18 protein-coding genes and 2 tRNA genes are annotated in these 21,284 nt (G+C 42.5%); 14 read left to right on the top strand and 6 right to left on the bottom strand.

Annotated features, from left to right (window positions below; all coding sequences use genetic code 11):
- The first annotated feature begins 51 nt into the window (after window positions 1–51).
- Window positions 52–993, top strand: coding sequence for a cation diffusion facilitator family transporter (locus EGS47_RS06100; RefSeq protein ID WP_125269344.1), 942 nt, complete (start codon window positions 52–54; stop codon window positions 991–993).
- Window positions 994–1,026: 33 nt separating this feature from the next.
- On the opposite strand, the gene EGS47_RS06095 is transcribed toward EGS47_RS06100, so the two are convergent.
- The 5 genes from EGS47_RS06095 to EGS47_RS06075 all read right to left on the bottom strand — a co-directional run bounded on the left by EGS47_RS06095 (window position 1,027) and on the right by EGS47_RS06075 (window position 3,623).
- Window positions 1,027–1,365: a zinc-ribbon domain-containing protein gene (locus EGS47_RS06095; protein WP_125269343.1), complete on the bottom strand. Its 339-nt coding sequence runs from the start codon at window positions 1,363–1,365 to the stop codon at window positions 1,027–1,029.
- Window positions 1,366–1,462: 97 nt separating this feature from the next.
- Window positions 1,463–1,538 (bottom strand) — tRNA-Glu (locus EGS47_RS06090).
- Window positions 1,539–1,563: 25 nt separating this feature from the next.
- A tRNA-Ala gene (locus tag EGS47_RS06085) sits at window positions 1,564–1,639 on the bottom strand.
- Between the two features lie 57 nt (window positions 1,640–1,696).
- Window positions 1,697–3,205: a glutamate--tRNA ligase gene (gene gltX, locus EGS47_RS06080; protein WP_125269869.1), complete on the bottom strand. Its 1,509-nt coding sequence runs from the start codon at window positions 3,203–3,205 to the stop codon at window positions 1,697–1,699.
- Between the two features lie 124 nt (window positions 3,206–3,329).
- Window positions 3,330–3,623 carry a hypothetical protein gene (locus tag EGS47_RS06075; protein ID WP_004991781.1) on the bottom strand — a complete coding sequence of 98 codons (294 nt, stop codon included), beginning with the start codon at window positions 3,621–3,623 and terminating at the stop codon, window positions 3,330–3,332.
- A gap of 380 nt (window positions 3,624–4,003) precedes the next feature.
- Between EGS47_RS06075 and EGS47_RS06070 the strand changes: the two genes are divergently transcribed.
- From EGS47_RS06070 to EGS47_RS06035, 8 genes are all read left to right on the top strand, one after another.
- Window positions 4,004–5,008 (top strand): sulfate ABC transporter substrate-binding protein, encoded by a 1,005-nt coding sequence (locus EGS47_RS06070; RefSeq protein WP_004991779.1) that lies wholly within the window; start codon window positions 4,004–4,006, stop codon window positions 5,006–5,008.
- Between the two features lie 338 nt (window positions 5,009–5,346).
- The gene (rsmH, locus tag EGS47_RS06065; RefSeq protein WP_004991777.1) at window positions 5,347–6,258 is read left to right on the top strand and encodes a 16S rRNA (cytosine(1402)-N(4))-methyltransferase RsmH; all 912 of its coding nucleotides are present in this window, start codon (window positions 5,347–5,349) and stop codon (window positions 6,256–6,258) included.
- Window positions 6,259–6,269: 11 nt separating this feature from the next.
- On the top strand, window positions 6,270–6,602 hold the full coding sequence (locus tag EGS47_RS06060; RefSeq protein ID WP_004991776.1) for a cell division protein FtsL: 333 nt from the start codon (window positions 6,270–6,272) through the stop codon (window positions 6,600–6,602).
- A gap of 10 nt (window positions 6,603–6,612) precedes the next feature.
- Complete coding sequence (ftsI, locus tag EGS47_RS06055; protein WP_004991774.1) at window positions 6,613–8,439, top strand: penicillin-binding protein PBP3; 1,827 nt, start codon at window positions 6,613–6,615, stop codon at window positions 8,437–8,439.
- 11 nt (window positions 8,440–8,450) lie between these two features.
- Window positions 8,451–9,950 carry a UDP-N-acetylmuramoyl-L-alanyl-D-glutamate--2,6-diaminopimelate ligase gene (locus tag EGS47_RS06050; RefSeq protein WP_125269342.1) on the top strand — a complete coding sequence of 500 codons (1,500 nt, stop codon included), beginning with the start codon at window positions 8,451–8,453 and terminating at the stop codon, window positions 9,948–9,950.
- A gap of 11 nt (window positions 9,951–9,961) precedes the next feature.
- Window positions 9,962–11,368, top strand: coding sequence for a UDP-N-acetylmuramoyl-tripeptide--D-alanyl-D-alanine ligase (locus EGS47_RS06045; RefSeq protein WP_125269341.1), 1,407 nt, complete (start codon window positions 9,962–9,964; stop codon window positions 11,366–11,368).
- Window positions 11,369–12,487 carry a phospho-N-acetylmuramoyl-pentapeptide-transferase gene (gene mraY, locus EGS47_RS06040; RefSeq protein WP_004991766.1) on the top strand — a complete coding sequence of 373 codons (1,119 nt, stop codon included), beginning with the start codon at window positions 11,369–11,371 and terminating at the stop codon, window positions 12,485–12,487. It abuts the gene before it with no gap.
- A gap of 54 nt (window positions 12,488–12,541) precedes the next feature.
- Entirely contained in the window at window positions 12,542–13,345 is an 804-nt protein-coding gene (locus EGS47_RS06035; protein ID WP_125269340.1) for a putative RNA methyltransferase, read from the top strand.
- Between the two features lie 48 nt (window positions 13,346–13,393).
- On the opposite strand, the gene ponA is transcribed toward EGS47_RS06035, so the two are convergent.
- A complete protein-coding gene (gene ponA, locus EGS47_RS06030; protein WP_125269339.1) occupies window positions 13,394–15,964 on the bottom strand; it encodes a penicillin-binding protein PBP1a in 2,571 nt (856 codons plus the stop codon).
- 163 nt (window positions 15,965–16,127) lie between these two features.
- On the opposite strand from ponA, the gene EGS47_RS06025 reads away from it, so the two are divergent.
- The 5 genes from EGS47_RS06025 to pilQ all read left to right on the top strand — a co-directional run bounded on the left by EGS47_RS06025 (window position 16,128) and on the right by pilQ (window position 21,250).
- Window positions 16,128–17,186, top strand: coding sequence for a pilus assembly protein PilM (locus tag EGS47_RS06025; protein ID WP_125269338.1), 1,059 nt, complete (start codon window positions 16,128–16,130; stop codon window positions 17,184–17,186).
- Complete coding sequence (locus tag EGS47_RS06020) at window positions 17,186–17,824, top strand: PilN domain-containing protein (protein ID WP_125269337.1); 639 nt, start codon at window positions 17,186–17,188, stop codon at window positions 17,822–17,824. Before EGS47_RS06025 ends, EGS47_RS06020 begins: the two co-directional genes overlap by 1 nt.
- Window positions 17,821–18,534 (top strand): type 4a pilus biogenesis protein PilO, encoded by a 714-nt coding sequence (locus tag EGS47_RS06015; RefSeq protein ID WP_004994371.1) that lies wholly within the window; start codon window positions 17,821–17,823, stop codon window positions 18,532–18,534. The genes EGS47_RS06020 and EGS47_RS06015 overlap by 4 nt, the downstream gene beginning before the upstream one ends.
- Entirely contained in the window at window positions 18,534–19,058 is a 525-nt protein-coding gene (locus tag EGS47_RS06010; protein WP_004991753.1) for a pilus assembly protein PilP, read from the top strand. The genes EGS47_RS06015 and EGS47_RS06010 overlap by 1 nt, the downstream gene beginning before the upstream one ends.
- 62 nt (window positions 19,059–19,120) lie before the next feature.
- Window positions 19,121–21,250 (top strand): type IV pilus secretin PilQ family protein, encoded by a 2,130-nt coding sequence (pilQ, locus tag EGS47_RS06005; RefSeq protein ID WP_171455431.1) that lies wholly within the window; start codon window positions 19,121–19,123, stop codon window positions 21,248–21,250.
- Window positions 21,251–21,284 lie beyond the last annotated feature (34 nt).

The raw sequence follows: 21,284 nt of genomic DNA, 5'->3' as shown, positions 1-21,284 counted from the left end.
CTATCGCTACTTTTACCTCTCCATAAAGATAAATAATAAGGAGTCCGCAAAATGGGTGGACAACATGGTCATGATCATAGTCATGCTGTAGTGACTGAAGGTAATGCTAAGAAATTAATGATTGCTTTAGCACTGACTTCAACATTTTTAATTGTTGAGGTCGTAGCTGGTTTAATCACACAAAGTTTGGCATTACTCTCTGACGCTGCGCATATGTTTACCGATGCAGCTGCTCTGGCAATTGCTTTGGTTGCAATTCAGATCGCGAAGCGCCCAGCCGATAATAAACGTACTTTTGGTTATCAGCGCTTTGAAATTCTGGCTGCATTATTTAATGCGCTCATGCTGTTCGTGGTGGCGATTTATATTTTATATGAAGCTTATATCCGCTTCTCTAAGCCGCCTGAAATTCAAAGTGTGGGTATGCTCATTGTGGCGACCATTGGTTTGGTGATTAACCTCATCTCAATGAAAATCCTCATGTCGAGTGCCAATAACAGCTTAAATGTCAAAGGTGCTTATTTAGAGGTTTTGAGTGATGCGCTAGGCTCGGTTGGCGTTATTATTGGTGCAGTTGTGATCTACTTTACCAACTGGTACTGGGTCGATACGATTATTGCGGTATTGATTGGTTTTTGGGTATTACCAAGAACATGGGTTTTACTTAAACAAAGTATCAATATTTTGCTCGAAGGTGTACCCGAAGAAGTCGATATCGAAAAGTTACGTGCCGACTTACTGTCTTTAAATGGTGTTGAAAGTATTCACCAACTCAAGGTATGGGCAATTACATCCAAAAATGTACATCTTACGGTACATCTATTTGCACCACACGCAGATCGGAATCAACTCTATCGAAATGCTTATGAAATGCTGTCACATCAGCATGGCATTTCTGAAATTACCCTGCAAATTGAAGAAGATGAATGTGTTGTACATGAGCACGAACACGATACAACACATGATCATGAGACCCAAAGCCATTCACATTGAAATGGCTTTTAATTTCGATCAGTCAAGAATCAGTTAGATTTGCCATTCGTGATGGCATTCACGACATTTCCAATTCTTTTGCGATTGCATGAATGCCTGCATCGTCAATTTAAAGTTAGGAAGGTCACGCCAGAACATCAGACCTGCACCTGCCGCGATCACAAAAACCACCACAGTTGCAATTTGTAGTTTTGGTCCTGCACCACTACCAAAAATCCACATGCCAATACTCATCAGGACCAGAAATAAGAGAATAAAAATAGCAGGCAGCAAGATCACCAAACTTTTCGGAATCACTGGACGAGCAGATGTTCCACCTTGCCCGACAGGCATAATTTTAACACTTTGACATTTTGGGCAACGGTACTGCATAAATGCTCCAGAATTTTATTTTCTCTATTTTAACCAAGCGTAGCTCAAATAAAAACAATAAAAAAGCCGCTGTCTGTGCAGCGGCTTTTTAGAAATTTGGCGTCCCTACGGGGATTCGAACCCCGGTTACCGCCGTGAAAGGGCGATGTCCTAGGCCTCTAGACGATAGGGACTTATGAGGCAACACATTCTAAGATTTGGTGGAGCCAAGCGGGATCGAACCGCTGACCTCTACAATGCCATTGTAGCGCTCTACCAACTGAGCTATGACCCCAGTCTGTGTGAGCGCCATATTAGGGCTATTGTGTGAATGCGTCAATAAAAAAATCAATTATGCTTCATCAACTGCATCATTTTTCGGCAATTTTAGCGATTCATTGAGTTTTTCCCAGACTTTCAGCTCTTTTTTACTCGGTACACCCACAATTTCGAGCGCACGGCGCAAACGAGCAAAGGTTAAATCAGGGCCAATCGTGACCATCGACTGCATCACAGGTGTAGAACTGGTTGAACCTGCAATCGCAATAAAGAACGCAGGCATAAAGTCACGCAGTTTAATCTCCATTTGATTGGCTAAATCCATCAAAATCTGACTCACTGTCTCATTGTTCCAAGTGAATTGGCTTTCCAGTCGCCAAATGGCAAACTGTAGGCTTTGGCGAACTTGTTCTTGTGACAGTTTTTTGCTTTCAAACATCTCTGCGGTAATATTGGGCATATGATTGAAATAAAAACCAGCCCAATTGACGGCTTCAGACAACAAATGAATTCGTGGTTGAATGGCAGCAGCAATATCTTCCAATGTGTTGCGATCATTTTTCCATGCCAGTAGACGATCAAGCAGTTGTCCTGGTGTCAGGGATTTAATCCATTGACCATTGAGCCAGTTGAGTTTTTCTACATCAAAAATTGGCCCGCCCAAAGAGACACGTTGAATATCAAAATGCTCGATCATTTCGTCTAAAGTAAACACTTCGCGCTCGTCTGGCATCGACCAGCCCATACGACCTAAATAATTCAGCAAGGCTTCTGGCAATACACCAATATCTCGATAATAGTTAATAGAGGTTGGATTTTTACGTTTGGATAATTTTGATTTGTCAGGATTACGCAACAATGGCATATGACACAGCACTGGCATTTCCCAGCCGAAATATTGGTAAAGCAATTGATGTTTCGGTGCAGATGGTAGCCATTCTTCACCACGTAACACGTGGGTAATTTCCATCAAATGATCATCGACCACATTCGCAAGGTGATAAGTAGGTAAGCCATCCGTTTTCAACAGGACTTGCATGTCCACTTGTGCCCAGGGAATTTCCACTTCACCCCGTAATAAGTCATTAAAACGACAAATCCCTTCTTCAGGCACTTTCATTCGAATGACGTGCGGTTCTCCCGCAGCCAAGCGCTGTTCAACCTCTTGTTTTGAAAGTTTTAAACCACGTCCATCATATTTCGGTGTTTCACCACGCGCCATTTGTTCAGCACGCATTTGATCCAGCTCTTCAGCGGTTGCAAAGCAATAAAATGCATGGCCTTTTTCAATCAGATCCAACGCATATTGCTTATAAATCCCCATCCGTTCTGATTGACGATAGGGTGCATGTGGACCGCCAATATCTGGACCTTCCGCCCAATTAAGACCTAACCAGCGTAGCGAATCCAAAATCATTTTTTCTGATTCAGGCGTAGAGCGAAGCTGATCGGTATCTTCAATACGAAGAATAAATTCACCACCATGTTGTTTGGCAAAACATAGATTAAACAAGGCAATGTAAGCGGTTCCAACATGCGGGAAACCAGTAGGAGATGGAGCAATACGCGTACGGACTTTCATCATTTAAAAATAAAATCAAAAAAGGAATTGGACCTAGTATAACGGAAAAAGCCTAGCGTCTTGACCATTATTTGAGTCAAAAATCGCGAGGCTTTTTGTGAAATTTAATCAGCTATAACAAAAATTAAGAATTATGCGGCTGAAAAAAAGACTGAACAAAACGAGAAAAACGCTGATGTTGAGTCGCAAAAAAGTTTTGGCTTGGTGCAACACGAATTGTGTTCAACATTTTAATTTCATCATCTGTCGTTGGTAATGACGAGAGATTACGTTTTTGTTGATCCAGTGCCTTTTCAATCAATGAATTTTTTTCATTCGGTTTGATTTGAGTGTCTTTAATGACGGCAGCAGTACTGAACTGGGAAAAAAGTCCCAAACTTAAGCTTAAACCAAGTACTTTAATTAACTGCATTTTCATGCAAACATCCCCCAGCATGCATCTATTTTTATTGCTGAACTGCAAGTCTACAACAAATGTAGACTAAAATAATTACGATTCGGCTATAAATATATAATAAAAATGCGACTTATGTCACAATTTTTACAAAAGTATAAAAATATCAATCAAGATATCCCTTTAAGGATACTTAATGCTACAACTATCTTGTAACAAAGAAATATGAATAAAGTATGAAAAATTTTAAGCAAAGTCATTTTGCCTAAAATAAAGTGTATCAAATTATATATTTTTTAGTTTAGCATATAATGCGATATATTTCTGAAAATATTGTATAAGTACTTGATTGTAAAAAATTTACATTAAAATATAGTAGATAAAAACAAATTTAAGAGATGACAATGAATAAGATTTTATCCACAGTATTACTGGCATGGTTGGGGACAAGTGCAAGCGTAGTATATGCAGCAACTTCTTTTTTAAATGTGTCTTATGATCCAACACGCGAGTTTTATCAGGAATACAATAAAAGTTTTGGTGAATATTGGAAAAAACGTACAGGACAAGATGTCGACTTTAAACAATCACATGGCGGATCAGGCAAACAGGCGCGTGCGGTGATTGATGGTTTACAAGCCGATGTGGTGACGTTAGCACTGGCCAATGATATTGATGAAATTGCCAATGTGGGTTTGATCAAGAAAAATTGGCAGAAAGAGTTTCCTCATAATTCAGCGCCGTATACTTCGACCATCGTTTTTCTGGTTCGCAAGGGCAATCCTAAACAAATTAAAGACTGGAATGATCTGACCAAACCGGGTGTAGAAATTATTACACCAAATCCCAAAACAGGTGGAGCACCACGCTGGATTTATTTGGCTGCATGGGGCTATGCCTTGAAGCAGCCGGGTGGCAATGATGCCAAGGCACGTGAGCTCGTCAAAAAGCTTTATCATAATGTGAAGGTGTTAGACTCAGGTGCGCGAGGCTCCCTGACAACCTTTGCAGAACGTGGCATTGGCGATGTGTTACTGTCTTGGGAAAATGAAGCCTTACTGGCAACTCAGCAGGGTTCAGGTAAGGAGCAGTATGAGATTATTTATCCTTCTATTTCTATTTTGGCAGAGCCTTCTGTCGCGATTGTGGATAAAACTGTCGATAAAGATGGGAATCGGAACTTAGCCAAAGGTTATTTGAACTATTTATATTCGCCACTGGGGCAGGATCTGGCAGCGAAATACAATTTTAGACCACGTGATGCCAAAGCCGCAGCCAAATATGCGGGCAAGTTCCCAAAAATTAAATTGTTTACCATTGGGGATGTATTTGGCGGTTGGGCCAAAGCGCAGAAAACCCATTTCGTAAATGGCGCGATTTATGACCAAATTTCGGCAGAAAAACCTTAAGATTGGATATATAAAAGACTTTTTTATCATTATTAAAACTCGCTTTTATTTTTCTTCCATAGAGAAAAATAAAAGCGACGTATGAATGAATTCTAAGCAACCGATCTGAGCATTCAGGCTGAGATCGGCTTTTGTGTGAAAAAAATAATTTAAAACACATTTTAAAGCGTGTGGGGGGAGTAAAAACGAACATGTAGGCTTGATTTGTCTGCAATATTCTCCAAAAAACGGTTTTGCCCATGAAAAATAAGAATTCCCAACAAAAAGTCGTTTGGAGCTTTGCCAAAACAAGGTAATAATGTGCAGTTAAATTTTTAGCTTTTTATGATCTTGTCCTTATGTCACATATTTCCGTTTTACTTCATGAAACTGTCGATGCCTTACTGGCTGAACGTGATACGGGAATTTATGTAGATGGCACTTTTGGTCGCGGTGGTCATACGCGGGCATTGCTGGAAAAACTAGATGCCAATGCACGTGTTTATGCGTTTGATAAAGATCCACAAGCCTTGTCTGTTGCACATGAGTTAGCACAGCGTGATTCCCGCTTTCAAATTATTCATGCCAGTTTTGCTGATCTGCAAACTGAGTTGAATCGTATTGGGATTACTCAGGTGGATGGGATCATGGCCGATCTGGGCGTATCTTCACCGCAGTTGGATCAGGCAGAGCGCGGTTTTAGTTTTATGCAAGATGGCCCGCTCGATATGCGTATGGATAATTCGCAGGGACAAACCGCCGCAGAATGGTTGCTGGACATTAAAGAAGAAGACTTGGCCAATATTATTTATCAATATGGTGAAGAGCGCTATAGTCGTCGTTTGGCCAAAGTCATTAAACAGGCAGGGTACATCGAAACCACAGGTCAATTGGCTGAATTGGTCAAAACGGCTCATCCTAAATGGGAAAAACATAAGCATCCCGCGACTCGAACTTTTCAGGCGATTCGAATTGCCATAAATAAAGAGCTGGAAGATATTGAAATCTTTTTGCCTCAAGCGGTAGAGTTGTTAAAACCACAGGGTCGTTTAGCCGTGATCAGTTTTCATTCCTTAGAAGATCGTTTGATTAAACAGTTTATTCAAAAAGAATCAACGCTTGCGGAAGATACGGGCTGGGGTTTACCCCAAAAGCAGGTGGATACACGACGTTTAAAGAAAATTGCACGACTACGTGCCAGTGAAGAAGAAGTAAAATCCAATCCGCGTTCGCGTAGTGCGTGGCTGAGGGTTGCCGAACGATTAGTATGAAAAGGCAAATCATGGAAACAGAAGAACAGTTCCCGTCCGCGCGTAAAACGACTTTTAGAAAGGTTGTGACCTACGCGGTTTTGATCAGTCTGGTGTTTATTAGTGCCATGATGGTGGTGTTTCAGGTGTTTGAATACCGACATGATTATCGTGATTTAAGTACTTATATGCGTGAGAAAGATGATCTAAATGCAGAATGGGGACGTTTACTGATTGAGCAGCAAACTTTTGGCGCGACCGCACAAATTGGAACCCGTGCAGTTACCCAATTGCGGATGTTTTCTCCTCCTGCTGCACAAACTGTTGTAATTTCATTACCCATGACTCCAGAGCAAAAAAAGTAAGGCATGCTGTATGGTAGATAAGCGCATTAAGCAAACACGAAAAAAACAGCAGTCCATTACTGAAAAGCCCACCCTTGCTTTTGATATGTGGCGTTTTTATTTACTTTGGTTCACGGTATTCCTGTGTTTTGTGGTTTTGGTGACGCGGGCATTCTATGTTCAGGTAGTAAATAAAGACTTTTTACAAAATAAAGCCAATGCCAATATTTTGCGTACTGAACAGTTAAAAGCGATGCGTGGCGTGATTAGCGATCGGCATGGTGTACCTTTGGCGATTAGTACCCCGATTATGAATGTGGTGATTGATCCGCGTGATTATTTTGAAGCTAAAAAACAATATGAAGAAATTTCGGAAAAAATTAAAAAAGAACCCGAAAACGCACGTCGTTTAAGACGAGAACTGCCTGATAAGAATCTAAATCTGGACGAATTAGCAGATATTGTGGGTATGGATCGAGCCAGTTTAAAGAAAATGATGAATGACCGTCCTCGTTCACGTTATCTGGTGTTGAAAAAAGAAGTTCCGCCACAGCAGACAGATATCATTTCAAAGCGTAATTTTGAGGGTGTTTATACTGAAAAAAACTATAAGCGCTACTATCCACAGCCTCAGCCTAATGCACAGATTATTGGCCTGACCAATAATGATGGTAAAGGGATTGAAGGGCTGGAAATGCAGCTCAATAAACAACTCTCAGGAATTGACGGTGAACAGAAAATCATTCGTGATAAACACGGCAATCGTCTCAAAATTTCAGAAGTGATTAAAGAAGTTCAGCCGGGAGAAAACGTTACCTTAAGTATCGACTCACGCTTACAGTATATTATGTATCGTGAACTCACCGCTGCGGGTGTAGCAAACAATGCGCGCTCTGCATCTGCAATTGCAGTGGATGTGAAAACGGGTGAAATTTTGGCGATGAGCAGTTGGCCATCGTATAACCCAAATGACAAAAAGGGTCTGTCCAATAAAGATGCCATGCGTAACCGTGGTGCGATTGATATGTTCGAACCAGGTTCTACCATGAAGCCGTTTACTGTTTCAGCGGCGCTAGAAACAGGACAATACACCCCAAATACGATCGTCAATACTTCGCCGGGTTCGATGAAACTGGGTTGGCATACCATTCGGGATACGCATAACTACGGTGCATTAACCGTGAGTGGCGTAATTATTAAATCTTCGAACGTGGGTTCTGCCAAAATTGCCTTATCTTTACCAAAAGATACCTTACCGACCTTCTTTCGTCGTGTTGGATTTGGACAACGTTCAGCAGTCAAATTCCCGGGCGAAAGTAGTGGTCTATTATTACCTGCTAACCGTCTAAATCCGTCACAATTGGGGACGATGGCCTATGGTTATGGTTTAAATGCCACCATTTTGCAGGTAGCACAAGGTTATGCCATGCTTGCCAATCACGGCCTGAAAATGCCTTTGAGCTTGCATAAGTTAGACGAAGTCCCTAAAGGCGAGCAGGTATTGTCGCCTAAAATAGCCGATGAAGTTTTATTGATGCTTGAGCAGGTCACCATGCCGGGTGGCACGGCACGTCAAGCCAATATTCCAGGGTATCGTGTCGGTGGTAAAACAGGAACGGCGCATAAACTACGCGCAGATGGTAAGGGCTATTCTAATAATGAATATCGTGCACTATTCGCAGGGGTTGCGCCAGTCAGTGATCCACGTTTGGCGATTATTGTTGTGGTGGAAAATCCACAAGGTCGTTATTACGGTGGTTTGGTGGCTGCGCCTGTCTTCGCTAAGATTATGCAGGAATCCTTGCGGCTGATGAATGTTCCGCTAGATAAACCACTCGATACCCCAACCATTCAGTAATCAGGTGAATTATGTCGATTTCTTTTCAAGATATTTATACCAAAGCACTGGATATTGAATGGCTAAAACAACCATTTTCTGGATTTAATCTAGATAGCCGCAAAGTTCAGACGGGGCAAATTTTTATTGCACTGACGAGTTATTCCCAACCTGAGAAAACCCTGAGCTTTGCGCAAAAAGCACTTGAATCTGGTGCTTTGGGAATTATTAGTGAGCAGTCTCTGGGGCTTGCCAATGAATGGGTATGTCCAGATGTGCGTTTGCAAATGGGTCGATGGCAGCGTGATTATCTGCAAGAAACCGATCCAGTAAAACCTGCGCGTATCCTTGCTGTGACGGGTACCAATGGTAAAACTACCATTTCACGTTTGATGGCAGAGTTAATCAGCCTGCAACAACAGCGTTGTGCGGTGTTTGGTACGACGGGGAATGGTATTTTGCCGCATTTAAATCCATCGACACATACCACGCTGGATGCTTTGCAACTGCAAACGTTGTTGCATGATTATGCCAAACAGGGCGCGGCTTTCGCTTCTCTGGAAGCCAGTTCGCATGGCCTTGAACAAGGACGTTTAAATGGTTGTGACATTGAAATAGCCGTGTATTCAAACTTAAGTCGTGATCATCTGGATTATCATAGAACGCTTCAAGCCTACGCTGAAGCGAAATCTAGATTATTTGCATTTGAACAACTCAAAGTAGCGGTGATTAATTTAGATGATGATTACGCAGATTTAATGCTCAAGGTGGCAAAAAACAATCCCTCTCAACCTAAAATTTATACGTATTCCCTGCAAAATCAAAGCGCAGATTATCTGGTGCAGGCGGTCAATTATCAGTTGCATGGTGCAGAGATTCAATTGCGCAGTCCGCGTGGTATTTTCCAGATTCAAAGTCCGTTTTTGGGACAGTTTAACGTGGAAAATTTGATTGCGAGTTTGATTGCGGTTGAAGCTGCGGGATTCGATCTGGCTGAATTGATTGAAACCGTGCCTAAGCTTCAGGGTGCGCCAGGACGGATGCAAGTGATTCGCGATGGTGAGCGTTTATTTGTGGTGGATTATGCACATACCCCTGATGCATTAACCCAAGTGTTAACTACCTTAAAGCGACATACTCGGCATCAGCTTTGGGCGGTCTTTGGTTGCGGTGGTGATCGTGATCGGGGCAAACGACCATTGATGACGCAAGCAGCATTGGAAGGTGCGGATCCTGTGGTATTAACTTCTGATAATCCTCGAACCGAAGATCCGAATCAAATCTTTGCAGATATGCGTGAAGCCGTAGATTTTAGCTTACATCATGTCTTTGAAATTCGAGATCGCCGTGAAGCGATTAAATTTGCCGTGAATGAAGCCAAAAATGGCGATATTGTGGTCATTGCGGGCAAGGGACATGAAAATTATCAAGAAATTGATGGGGTGCGACACTGGTTTGATGATGTCGTAGAGGTTCAGGCTGCAATCGATGCGCAGGCGCATTCAGTGCATAGCGCATATCCAGCACAATAGGTTTAAGTTTTATGCATACATCGACGACCAGTACGGTAGAGTTGACTCCATGGACGGCTGAACAGTTGCAACAGGCAACGCATGGTTATTGGTATCAAGATAAGCTGCCTACACAATCCATCAAACGGATTTTAACTGATTCGCGTCATGCCGAATCGGGCGATGCCTTTTTAGCATTGAAAGGTGAGCGCTTTGATGCACATGATTTTGTTGCACAAGTGGCTCAACATGGTTGTCAGGTGGCGATTGTTGAGCGTCCTATAGATGTTGATATTGCTCAGCTTGTGGTGCCAGATACACGTCTGGCGCTGGGTCATTTAGGTGCTTATCGTCGCGCCCAATATCCAGATTTAAAAGTCATTGCATTGACTGGAAGTAGCGGCAAAACCACGACTAAAGAAATGTTGGGCAGTATTTTCGGACTACTTGCACCGACTTTAGTCACTCGCGGTAATCTCAATAATGATTTGGGTGTACCGATGATGTTGCTTGAGCTCAAACCTGAACATCAATATGCTGTGATGGAGCTGGGTGCAAGCCATCAGGGTGAAATTGATTATACCTCTGGTCTGGTGCAGCCACAGGTGGCGGGGATTCTGAATATCGGGACTGCACATTTGGGCGAATTTGGTGGACGTGAAGGCATTTGCCGTGCGAAATCGGAAATTTATGCGCATATTGCGCCAGAGGGTAGCTCGATTATCCCTGCAAATGATGATTTTACCGCGAAAATTCGTCAGGCTGTACAAACTGCACAGCAACTTTCTTTTGGAGAAGGTGGTGATGTTTTTGCAACTGATATTAAACTTAATGCACAATCCAGTCAGTTTACACTGCATACACCGCAAGGTGTCGCACAGATTCATCTGCCTTTTGCAGGCCTGCATAATGTAGAGAATGCGACTGCGGCGGCGGCATTTGCACTTGCCATTGGGGTTCAACTGGATGATATTGTGAAGGGGCTAGAACAGGCCAAAGGTGCAAAAGGTCGTCTGAACTTTATTCAGCATCAGCAATATCTCTTTATTGATGATACCTATAATGCAAATCCCACCTCTATGCGTGCTGCGGCTGAAGTACTCAGTCAGCAGATTGGCTTTAAAGTCATGGTCATGGGCGATATTGGTGAGTTAGGTGATGCAAGTGTGCAAGAGCATCATGATTTGGGACGTGATCTGGTCGATTACCCTTTGGATCTAATTGTCGCCGTGGGTGAGTTTGCTCAAGCGGCTTTACAAGGGGCTTCAAACAGTGTTCATGCCTCAAAATTAAAAGCATTTGCAACGCAAGCAGACGCGCTGATTTTTTTAACGAATTTAATTCAACAACATCAACCCGAGTCAATGAGTTTCCTGTTTAAGGGCTCTCGTTATACCCACATGGAAACGTTGATGGCAGATTTGATGGAGAAACTCTAAATGCTGTTATGGCTATTTGAACATCTTGCGGGCTATAACAGTTCGTTTCAGGTGGTTCGATATTTAACCCTGCGTTCTTTACTCAGTATATTGACTGCACTGGCGATTGGCTGGTTACTTGGCCCTGTGATGATCCGTAAATTACAGGCACTCAAATATGGTCAGGCGGTGAGTTCTTACGCACCTGAAAACCATGCCAAAAAAATGGGTACACCAACCATGGGAGGCGTACTGATCCTCTTATCGATTGGGATCAGTACTTTGCTTTGGGCGGATTTATCCAATCCTTATGTCTGGATTGTGCTTGGAGTCATGGTGGTCTTTGGTGCCGTGGGCTGGGCGGATGACTGGATTAAAATCCGTTATAAGGACAATGCCGGTTTGCCTGCACGTAAAAAGTTTTTCTGGACATCGCTGGCTTCACTTGGAGCAGGGATTGCATTGTATGTGATCGCGATTCATCAGCCGAATCCGATTCATACTGCGAACATGCTGGATTTGTTGATTCCATTTTTCAAAAATCTATCCATTCCATTATCCGCAGTACCTTTAGGCATTGCGTTTATTATTTTCACCTACCTTGTGATTAACGGTGCATCTAATGCAGTTAATCTAACCGACGGTCTGGATGGTTTGGCGATTATGCCGATTGTGATGGTTGCCGCAGGTTTGGGGGTGTTTGCTTATCTGGCGGGTGATATCCGTTTTGCCAACTATTTGCATATTCCTTATGTCAAATATACCTCTGAACTGGTGGTAATTTGTTCCGCAATGGTCGGCGCGGGCTTAGCCTTTTTATGGTACAACGCACATCCTGCTCAAATCTTTATGGGTGATGTCGGTGCATTGGCACTGGGCGCAATGCTAGGTACGATTGCAGTCATGGTACGTCAGGAAATCGTGTTTGCGATTATGGGTGGCGTATTTGTGATGGAAGCGATTTCAGTCTTCCTGCAAATTGGGTCATTACGCATGCGTAATAAACGCGTGTTTTTGATGGCGCCGTTGCATCACCATTATGAAAAACAGGGTTGGAAAGAAACACAGGTGGTGATTCGCTTCTGGATTATTACCATTATGCTGGTGGTTTTAGGTCTAATGACTTTAAAATTACGTTAAGCTGAAAAACTCAAAAAGCCAGCAAAGCTGGCTTTTTTTATATGAGAGAAAATCATGAGTGTGTTGATGTGTCCAGTGTGTCGTCAGGCTTTAAATTTGATCGGGCGCACATGGCGATGTGAGCAAGGGCATAGTTATGATCTGGCCAAACAAGGCTATGTAAATTTACATGTGGTTCAACACAAACACAGTAAAACACCCGGAGATACACCTGAGTCTGTATTGGCACGTCGTCTTTTTCTATCCGAAGGTTTTTATCAGCCTTTACGTGATGCAGTCGTGGTTCAATTGCAGCAACTGCAATTGCATACATTATTGGATATTGGCTGCGGCGAAGGCTATTACACGTCTGCGATGCAGCAACAAGTTCAGCAATGCATCGGACTAGATATCGCAAAAACGGCAGTTCAACGTGCGGCCAAGCTTAACGCTCAAGTGACTTGGGTGGTGGGGACAGGCGCAACCTTACCTGTACTTGATCAAAGTATTGATATTTGTACCAGCTTATTTAGCCCGATTCCGAAAGATGAAATTTTAAGAGCCTTAAAACCAAAAGGTTATTTATTGGTGGTGACGCCTGCGCCTGAGCATTTATATGCGTTGCGTGAAGCGCTATTTGATGAAGTAAAACCCCATCAGCCCAATAAGTTTGTTGAGCAATTACAGTCCGATTTTGAGTTGATCTTGCAACAACATGTCGAGAGCCAGTTTGATTTGGATCAGGATCAGTTGAAAAATCTGATTGCAATGACACCCTATGCCTATAAAGCCAAGCCTGAAAAAAGACAGCAATTGGAACAGCAAACCCAGTTTGAACTTACAGCGCATTTTCAAATGTATCTTTTCCAAAAGAAATAAAGCCATCTTGAAAGATGGCTTTAAGGCAAGTCTAAAGGATGAATAAATTTAGGTCACCTGATTGATTAAACCCTCAAGTGCATCACGTTTGGCAGGCTCAGCACGTTTAGGTTGATTTGGCTGATTTTGATTGAGCGATGGTGGTGTCTGTTCTGACGGAATCAGAATTTCTTCACCTGGTAAATCAGCAAAGTCATTATCCGATGTTCGAGCAGGCGCTGCTGGGGCAGGCACATAGAGTGGACGCGCAAGCGGTGGTGAAGTGCGATCTGTACGGCTCTTACTGCTATTTTCCTGAAGATTTGGCTGTTCACGGGATATTGGCGCTTTAGCATTTTTATCCAATTGAACCCACGAAGAGGCAGTTCCCTGTAAGGATTTATCCATAAAGTTAATCCAGATTGGAAGTGCTGCGATACCCCCATATTCGCGTCGTCCCAATGTGGTTGGGCGGTCAAAGCCTACCCAAGCTACAGAAACTAACTTGCCATTGAAACCTGCAAACCATGCGTCTTTAGCATCGTTGGTTGTACCCGTTTTACCACCTAAATCATCACGGCCAATTTTGAGTGCTGCACGACCTGTACCGTGTTGAATTACATCACGTAAAATATTGGCCATATCATAGGCCGAGCTGGATTTTAAAATCCGTTGCGCCTGACGATAATCACCAGAATGACTTGTTGCTTGGGTTTGCGACGCTGTGTTTGTTGCTTCGGTCTGCATACTTTGATTAGTGACTTCAATCACTTCATCATCAGGCGTTTGCGCTTTTTGCTCATCCGTAAGAGTGTTTTCAGTCTCATTAATACACGAAATACACGCGTATTCAGGTTTGGCCTCAAAAATCACTTTACCGTAAGCATCTTCGATACGGCTAATAAAATAAGGTTGTACACGATAGCCGCCATTGGCAAAAGTGGCATAACCCGTCGCCATTTGTACAGGAAGTACCTGTGGCGTTCCAAGTGCAATCGTAAAGTTACGTGGAATCTGATTTTCCTGTAAACCGAAGTCCATGAGTAATTGGCGCGCACGCTCAACGCCAACACTTTGTAGTAAGCGTACAGAGACCGTATTTCGTGATAAATATAAGGCACGACGTAACGGGATCATGCCTAAATAACGGCCATCGGAGTTTCGAGGTGACCAGCGACCAATCGTAATCGGACTATCATTGACCATTGTATAGGGTGTCATGCCACGTTCTAAAGCCAGCGCATATATAAATGGCTTGATAGTTGAACCTGGCTGACGCCAACCTTGTAACGCACGATTGAACTTGGATTGATAGAAGTTATAGCCACCGACAATCGCTTCAATCGCACCATCATTTGGGTTTAAAGCAATCAGTTGTCCTTGCGCACGCGGAATTTGTACTAACGCCCAAGAGGTTTTTTCTGCATTTGGGCGTAAACGGACAATATCTTTAACTTTAACGATCTGTGAAGCACGGCTTGGTGCTCCTCCTACGCTATTGGCATTTTGATAAGGACGTGCCCAAGACATGCCTGACCAAGGAACAGTGACCGTTGATCCATCCTGCATTAAGGCTTCAAAACTTGAACTATTGACTTTGGTGACTTGTGCAGGATAGGTATTGGCATAAGCTACAAATGAATTTAAAGGTTTATCGTGTGCTTCAGCGCCACGCCAACCATGACGACGATCATAGGCCTCCAGACCATCCTGAACTGCCTGTTCGGCATAAGCCTGGCGTTTGCTATCAATGGTTGTATAAACTTTATATCCAGAATCGATGGCTTGTTCACCAAATTTTTCGACCAATTCAGATCGTACCATTTCGCCGACATAGGGAAAACGGTTGGTCAAACCACGGTCAGGCATATTGAGTTTAATCGGTTCAGCAACCGCAGTTTGGTACTGGGTCTGAGTGATATAACCCAGTTGTAGCATACGACCCAAAATCCAGTTACGACGTTCTAGAGCTCGTTCAGGATTCGCAACAGGATTGAAACGTGATGGTGCTTTAGGTAAACCTGCTAGCATGGCCATTTCTGCGATACTGAGCTGATCTAAAGTTTTGTTGTAGTAAATTTTGGCTGCGGCGGCAATGCCGTAGGCATTTTTACCTAAAAAGATTTTATTGACATACAACGTTAAAATTTCTTCTTTGCTCAGGTTTTGTTCGATTTTACGTGCCAGAAAAATTTCGGTAAGTTTGCGTTTTAAAGTGCGTTCTGGGCTTAAATAATAATTTTTGGCCACCTGCATGGTAATCGTAGAACCACCTGTCTGCACATCAGAACCTGTAATGGTTTCACTGACTGCACGACCTAAACCTTTAAAGCTGATGCCACTATGCTCAAAAAAAGAAGAATCTTCTGCTGCAAGAAAGGCATGGATAAAAGTAGGTGGAATTTGATTATATTCTACGGGCACAGAAAGTTTGCCGCCATATTCTGAGATTAGCTCATTATCAGCCGTATAAACTTGTAATGGTTTTAGTAAAGGCGCTTTTTTTAAAGAGCTCATTTCAGGTAGGGATGGCGCAATATAGAGATACATGCCATAAAAACCCATTGGAACTGAGACTAAAATAATGATAAGTACCAAAAAAAATGGATGAACATGACCTGAACTGGATAGCTTTTTCATAACAAGTAAGTTTTAATAAGAGCTAATAGCAAACGAATTGATGGTCAGTATATCCTTTAGACATGCGGATTGTTAGATGCCTTATTGTATCCGTATAAAATTAGAGACCGAGATCAGCTTGTTGTTTTGTTTGGGGATAAAAAAATAATAGGATAATGCTATCGTGCGCATGTTATATCGTAAACCAAATAAGGGGTTAGTAGGGGTCGATATTAGTTCGACTTCTGTTAAGTTATTAGAACTCTCTGTAAAAAACGGTCGCTACTGGGTAGAAAGCTATGCCTTGATACCCTTACAAGAAAATAGCGTGGTTGAGAAGAACATTCTCAATCCGGAAGCAGTCGGGGATGCGTTGGAGCGAGTGATTAACTTGGCCAACCCGCAATCGACCAATGCCGCTATTGCGATTCCGACTTCCATGGTGATTCATAAGATCATCGAAATGGATGCGGACATGACGGATGATGAGCGTGAAGTTCAAATCCGTATGGATGCAGAGCAATATATCCCTTTTCCACTGGACGAAGTTAGTCTGGATTTTGAAGTGCTGCCTGATCGTTTGGCAAATCCTGCACGAGTCAATGTTTTATTGGTTGCAACCCGTACCGAAAACGTTGAAACACGTGTAGAAGTGCTTGAGCTTGCAGGTTTAACACCGAAAGTTGCTGATGTCGAAAGCTACGCAATGGAACGGGCTTTTGGAGTATTTGCTGATACTTTGCCGATGGGTGTTAATACCGTCGGTATTCTAGATATCGGACATACCATGACCACACTTTCGGTCATGCAAAATGGTAAGATTATTTATACCCGTGAACAGGTTTTTGGTGGAAAGCAACTGACGCAGGACGTTCAGACACGTTACGGTTTATCTTTTGAAGAAGCAGGTCGTGCTAAAAAAGAACGCTCATTACCTGATGATTTTGATACTGAAGTGCTGGAACCTTTCCTAGAAGCGTTGGTTCAGCAGGCTGCACGATCTTTACAATTTTTCTTTTCTTCCTCACAGTTTAATGAAATTGACCATATCTTATTGGCTGGTGGTAATGCCAACATCTCTGGCTTGCCAAAACTTCTACAACAAAAATTAGGTTATCGCGTTACCACTGCTAATCCGTTTTTACAAATGGGTTTTTCTCCTCAGGTAGATATCAAAAAAATTGAAAATGATGCCTCTTCTTTAATGGTGGCATGTGGTCTGGCATTGAGGAGTTTTGATTAATGGCAAATATTAACTTACTCCCTTGGCGTGATGAGCTAAGAGAACAGCGCAAGAAACAATTTATTGCATTTAGTGCTGCGGTTGCAGTACTTGGGGTAGTGGCTGTGGTCTTGGCTTGGTTGTTTTATGATCATAAGCTTAATGATCAAGAACAAGCCAATCAATTGGTTGTCAGCACTAACCAGAATCTGGATACGCAGTTGAAATCACTGAATGGCTTACAAGAGCGTCGAAATGCGATTGTAGAGCGTATGAAGCTGATTCAAGGTTTGGAAGGTCAACGTCCAGTAACGGTTCGCTTGATTGATGAATTGGTGCGGGTAACACCAAGTAATATGTATCTGACCAAATTCAGTCGTACAGGCGATAAATTTACCATTGAAGGCAAAGCGGAAAGTCCAAATACTGTTGCAGAGTTGTTGCGTAACTTAGAGGCTTCGCCGTGGTATCGTAATGCCTTTATGAACTCCTTCTTGGCGGCAGATGATAAAAAAGATCAGAATCAAAGCTCTGTGGTGCCGCGCGTCGAAGAAAGTTATGGTACTTTCGTTGTGACCACAGATTTGGGTGAAATTGGGGCATCAGTTACAGAAGATAATAACGATCAATCAGGTTCAAATACGGGGGCAGCACAATGAGTCGTGATGAATTCAATGAACTAGATCCTGAAGTTGCTGCACCAAAGAAAAAGAAATTGACCTTAGATAAATTTCTTCAGCAGTTTAATACGCTGGATATGAATAACTACGGGGGATGGCCACTCTCAGTTAAGATTACTTGCTGGATTTTTATTTTCTTCGCCGTCTGTGCTTTGGGCTATTTTTTAGCCATTAAGCCTAAACTGGATGCGATCTCAACAGCTCAGGCACAAGAGCAGAATTTGCTCAACGAGTTTCGTGAAAAGGATTCAAAATTACGTAACTTGCAGCAATATCAGGTTCAGTTGCAGGAAATGGAATCGAATTTTAATCAGCAATTGGCACAACTCCCAAAAGAAACAGAAATTCCAAGTCTTGTTGAAGATATCAATATGACAGGAGTAAATTCTGGACTTAAATTTAAAAATATTCGTCTGGAAAATGAAGTTAAACAAGAATTCTTTATTGAGCAGCCGATCTCGATTGATGCGACTGGGGATTATCATGCCTTTGGTGCATTTGTGAGTGCTATTGCAGCACTACCACGTATTGTGACTTTGCATGATTTTGTTATTGAAGGAAAGCAGGTTAAAGAAAAAGCAGATATTCCTGAAATTAGTTATTCCTTGAAAGCAAAAACCTATCGATATATAGGTGCGGATGATCAGGCGAGTGGTGCTTCTGCTCCAGTTGCAGCGGGGGCAAAATAATGAAAAAACATAGTATTTTCATGGCAATCGTATGTTGTGGTTTGGTTGGTTGTGATTCACGTATTGATGCTGTAAATGAACAAATGGCAGCCATTCGTAATCAGCCACCTTTGCCGATTGAACCTGCACCTGTTTTTACGCCTGTGCCGAGTTTTACCTATTCAGCCATGCAGTTGAAAAGCCCATTTTTACCTAGCTCTTTGGCAGCTGAACTCAAAATTATGGCAGGTAAACGGGTTTATCCGAACTTTAATCGTCAGCCGCAACCACTTGAAAGCTACGCACTCGAATCTTTAAATATGAAAGGCAGTATGCGTAGCCAAAATGGAAAGATTCTTGCATTAATTCAGACGCCTGATGGACAAGTTGAGCGGGTTCAGGTTGGAAGCTATATGGGAATGAATCAAGGGCGAATTGTCGGAATCAGTCCGACACAAATTGATTTGGTTGAAATTGTACCAGATGGTCGAGATGGTTATGTTGAGCGTCCGCGTACCTTGGTTCTGATTGGGCCTGAGCCTTAAGTATGAAAGGAATAACAATGAAAAAGGGTTTAAAAAAATTTCTGATTGGGGATGGTGAGTCAATGAATCATACAGTTCGACAGTTTTCAATGGGTGCGGTTGCATTTGCAATCATGCAAGTGGCTAGTGCGCAGGTCAGTATTACCAATATTGTGCCCATGAATATCGCAGGACAGGGGACAGAAATCCGTGTGATGTTCAATGGTTTGCCACCGCAGCCACAAGCATATCAAATGGAACAGCCATCCAGACTGATTTTGGATTTTGATAAGGCTCAGTTGGGTCTTAAACAAAATACTATTGCTGTCGCGACCAATGAAGCCAGCAGTGTCGATGTCATGTCTGATGCACAGCGTTCGCGTCTAACGGTCAATTTAAAAGATGCGGGTGCATTTACCACTCGTGTTGAAGGCAATACTTTTATTTTAAAGATTAATAGTGCCCAACAAGTAATGACCCCTGCCGCTGTTGCTATGCCAGCGGCAACGAATATTCAGCAAGGGGTTTCTAATATTGGTTTTCAGCGCGGCTCGCAGGGCGAAGGTCAAGTGGTTATCGATTTGCTTGGCAGTAATACGCCTGTCGATGTACAACAACAAGGCAGTAAAATTGTTGTGCGTATGCTAGGAAATAAAATTCCGACCAATTTGGCACGACGTTTAAATGTCAATGATTTTGCTACGCCAGTTGCGAGTGTGGATGCCTATAATGAAGGCGGCAATGGGGTAATCGTGGTGCAATCTGCTGGTAGCTATGAATATATGGCATATCAGGCAGAAAATAAGCTGACTTTAAGCCTTAAACGTCCAGTGGAGCGTAATCAGTTAGGTGCACGTTCTACGCCAAATTATAGTGGTAAAAAAATCTCTCTAGATTTCCAAGATATTGAAGTGCGTCGTGTACTTCAGTTATTGGCAGATTTTACTGATATCAATATGGTGACGGCAGATTCAGTACAGGGCAATATTACTCTACGCTTAAAGGATGTACCGTGGGATCAGGCCTTAGATATTATTTTAAAAACTAAAAATCTGGATAAACGCCGTAATGGTAATGTGATCTGGATTGCGCCTGTTACTGAATTAACCAAAGCTGAGGAAGAAGAAGCCAAAGCGATTGCGCAAAGTGTCAAGCTTGCACCATTACAAACTGAATATATTCAACTCAGTTATGCGAAAGCCGCCGATATTGAAAAATTGATGACTCAAGGTAAAAACAGCTCAAGCTCAGGTTCATCATCAGGTGGTTCAGAGCCGCTAGGTGATAGTGTTGGTAGTTTGCTGAGTCCAAGAGGTACTGTGTCGATTGATCCGCGGACCAATACTTTAATCATTAATGATACTGCACAGAAAATTGATCAGATTCGTAAAATGATTGATTTATTGGATGTGCGTGTTAAGCAGGTGATGGTGGAGGCGCGGATTGTGCGAGCAAGCACTTCATTTACCAAAGAAATGGGGGTGAAGTGGGGTGTGCTTTCACAGGGGATTACCAAAAATAATGATTTGTTGGTCGGTGGTAGTGAAACCACTTTATGGAATCTGCGTGAACCAGATGACGATGGTAAATACACCATCGAACGCCCAGATAACCTGAATGTAGACTTAGGTGTCACTTCTGCGGGTGCGAGTAAAATTGCCTTTGGCTTAATTAGTTTGTCTGACTTTATGCTGGATTTGGAATTATCTGCATTACAAGCAGATGGTTATGGTGAAGTGATTTCAACGCCAAAAGTCATGACTGCCGATAAACAAACCGCCAAAGTTGCAACGGGGCAGGAAGTACCTTATCAGTCCACCACAAACTCTGCGGCAGGTTCCACTGCAACCACTTCATTTAAAGAAGCTTTACTCAGTCTTGAAGTCACACCAAGTATTACACCTGATGGTAAAATCCAGATGCTGTTGAATATTTCCAAAGACTCAGTTGCTGACCAAGCACCAAATGGTGAATTGATCTTGAATAAAAACACGATTAATACCAATGTGTTGGTCGATAATGGTGAAACGGTGATTCTGGGCGGGGTGTTTGAACAAACAACAGCTAATCAACAGACGAAAGTGCCTTTCTTGGGAGACTTACCTTGGGTGGGACGTTTATTTAGAAAAGATGTCAAATCAGATAATAAACAAGAGTTGTTGATCTTTGTGACACCGAGAATTGTTAATGACACTCAGGTGAGAAATCAGTAATATAAGTTTAATTCAAGTTATACAATAGGTGACT

Source organism: Acinetobacter sp. FDAARGOS_515 (assembly GCF_003938865.1).
GTDB classification, from domain to species: domain Bacteria; phylum Pseudomonadota; class Gammaproteobacteria; order Pseudomonadales; family Moraxellaceae; genus Acinetobacter; species Acinetobacter ursingii.
Note: the sequence above shows the minus strand (reverse complement) of the source record. Positions and strands in the feature narration are given on the sequence as shown.